Here is a 2,500-nt window from a genome sequence, read left to right on the forward strand (position 1 = left end):
TTGGTTGCGGGGGTAGGATTTGAACCTACGGCCTTCAGGTTATGAGCCTGACGAGCTACCGGGCTGCTCCACCCCGCGGAGGTGGTTATTGGTGTTGGTTTTTTTGTGATTGGGTGAGCTGGGGGACCTGGCGGCGACCGACTTTTCCGCACCTTAAGATGCAGTATCATAGGCGCTGAGGGATTTCACGGCCGAGTTCGGGATGGGATCGGGTGGAGGGCCCTCGCAATGGCCACCAGGTCTTCTAGCTCACCCTGTCTTTTGAGAGGGTGAGGTTGGTGCGCTGTGAGTAATTTTTATGAGTGTGGCTGATTTCTGTGCATGTGTTTGGAGTGAGAGATATGGGCGATTAGGATCAGTTAGCTGAGCGCGTTACCGCGCTTACACACCTGACCTATCAACGTGATGGTCTTTCACGGCCCTATGAGACCTCGTTTTGAGGTGGGTTTCCCGCTTAGATGCTTTCAGCGGTTATCCCGTCCACACTTAGCTACCCGGCTGTGCCGCTGGCGCGACAACCGGTGCACCAGAGGTATGTTCATCCCGGTCCTCTCGTACTAGGGACAAATCCTCTCAAGTCTCTTACACCCACGGCAGATAGGGACCGAACTGTCTCACGACGTTCTAAACCCAGCTCACGTACCACTTTAATCGGCGAACAGCCGAACCCTTGGGACCTGCTCCAGCCCCAGGATGTGATGAGCCGACATCGAGGTGCCAAACCTCCCCGTCGATGTGGACTCTTGGGGGAGATCAGCCTGTTATCCCTAGAGTACCTTTTATCCGTTGAGCGATGGCCCGTCCACGTGGGACCACCGGATCACTATGGCCGACTTTCGTCTCTGCTCGAACTGTCATTCTCGCAGTCAGGCGGGCTTATGCCATTGCACTCAACAGTCGATGTCCGACCGACTTGAGCCCACCATCGCGCGCCTCCGTTACACTTTGGGAGGCGACCGCCCCAGTCAAACTGTCCACCATGCAGGGTCCCGAACCAGGCTAACTGGTCTCGGTTAGACATCAGAAAAATTCAGGGTCGTATTTCAAGGATGGCTCCACCCGAGCTGGCGCCCGGGTTTCAAAGCCTCCGACCTATCCTACACAGAATTTTCCTGATGCCACTGCAAAGCTACAGTAAAGGTTCATAGGGTCTTTCCGTCTGACCGCGGGTACCCCGCATCTTCACGGGGAATTCAATTTCGCTGAGTCGATGCTGGAGACAGCGGGGAAGTCGTTACGCCATTCGTGCAGGTCGGAACTTACCCGACAAGGAATTTCGCTACCTTAGGACCGTTATAGTTACGGCCGCCGTTTACCGGGGCTTCAATTCAATGCTCTCACATCTCCTCTTAACCTTCCGGCACCGGGCAGGCGTCAGGCCCTATACGTCATCTCACGATTTCGCAGAGCCCTGTGTTTTTACTAAACAGTCGCTACCCCCTGGTCTGTGCCACCCAACCATGGTTGCCCACGATTGGGTCTCGTTTATCCCGAAGTTACACGAGCAATTTGCCTAGTTCCTTCAGCATCGTTCTCTCAAGCGCCTTGGTATACTCTACCAGTCCACCTGTGTCGGTTTAGGGTACGGTCTATACGCCAGAGCTATTTCCTGGAATGCTCCAAAAGCCTGCCCAATCCATTAAGGGCAGACAACATATTGCATTCGTCACTTCTGGCAGGCCCAGTAATATTCAACTGGTTCCCATCGACTACGGCTCTCGCCCTCGCCTTAGGGGCCGGCTCACCCTGCGTGGATTAACCTTGCGCAGGAACCCTTGGACTTTCGGCGACAGTGTTTCTCGCACTGTTTATCGCTACTCATGTCAGCATTCGCACTTCCGATATCTCCAGAGGGGGTCACCCCGCCTCCTTCGCAGACTTACGGAACGCTCCGCTACCGCGCATTCAAAGAATGCACCCACAGCTTCGGCACGTGGCTTGAGCCCCGTTACATTTTCGGCGCAGGGTTTCTAATAGACCAGTGAGCTATTACGCTTTCTTTAAAGGATGGCTGCTTCTAAGCCAACCTCCTGGTTGTTTTGGAATCCCCACATCCTTTCCCACTTAGCCACGATTTGGGGGCCTTAGCTGGTGGTCTGGGCTGTTTCCCTCTCGACAATGGACCTTAGCACCCACTGTCTGTCTGCCGGGCTATACTCCTGGGTATTCGGAGTTTGGTTAGGTTTGGTAAGGCTTTGGGCCCCCCTAGCCCATCCAGTGCTCTACCCCCCAGGGTAAACACCCGACGATCTACCTCAATAGATTTCGCGGAGAACCAGCTATCTCCGAGTTTGATTGGCCTTTCACCCCTAGCCACAGCTCATCCCCGACTTTTTCAACAGGCGTGGGTTCGGCCCTCCAGTGCGTGTTACCGCACCTTCAGCCTGGCCATGGCTAGATCACTCGGTTTCGGGTCTTCTGCCAGCAACTCATTCGCCCTATTCAGACTCGCTTTCGCTACGCCTACACCTAACGGCTTAAGCTCGCTGCAAACAGAAAC

Annotated in this window: 1 tRNA gene and 2 rRNA genes (1 of these 3 cut by a window edge); all 3 read right to left on the reverse strand. The window is 54.8% G+C overall.

Annotation, left to right across the window (positions count from 1 at the left end):
• Position 1: 1 nt before the first annotated feature.
• Positions 2-78, reverse strand: a tRNA-Met gene (locus GWA01_RS12890).
• Positions 79-125: 47 nt separating this feature from the next.
• Positions 126-240: ribosomal RNA gene (gene rrf / locus GWA01_RS12895) — 5S ribosomal RNA — on the reverse strand.
• Positions 241-329: 89 nt separating this feature from the next.
• Positions 330-2,500 (reverse strand): 23S ribosomal RNA (locus GWA01_RS12900) (it continues 565 nt past the right edge of the window).

Source organism: Gluconobacter wancherniae NBRC 103581, from assembly GCF_007988885.1.
Taxonomy (GTDB): domain Bacteria; phylum Pseudomonadota; class Alphaproteobacteria; order Acetobacterales; family Acetobacteraceae; genus Gluconobacter; species Gluconobacter wancherniae.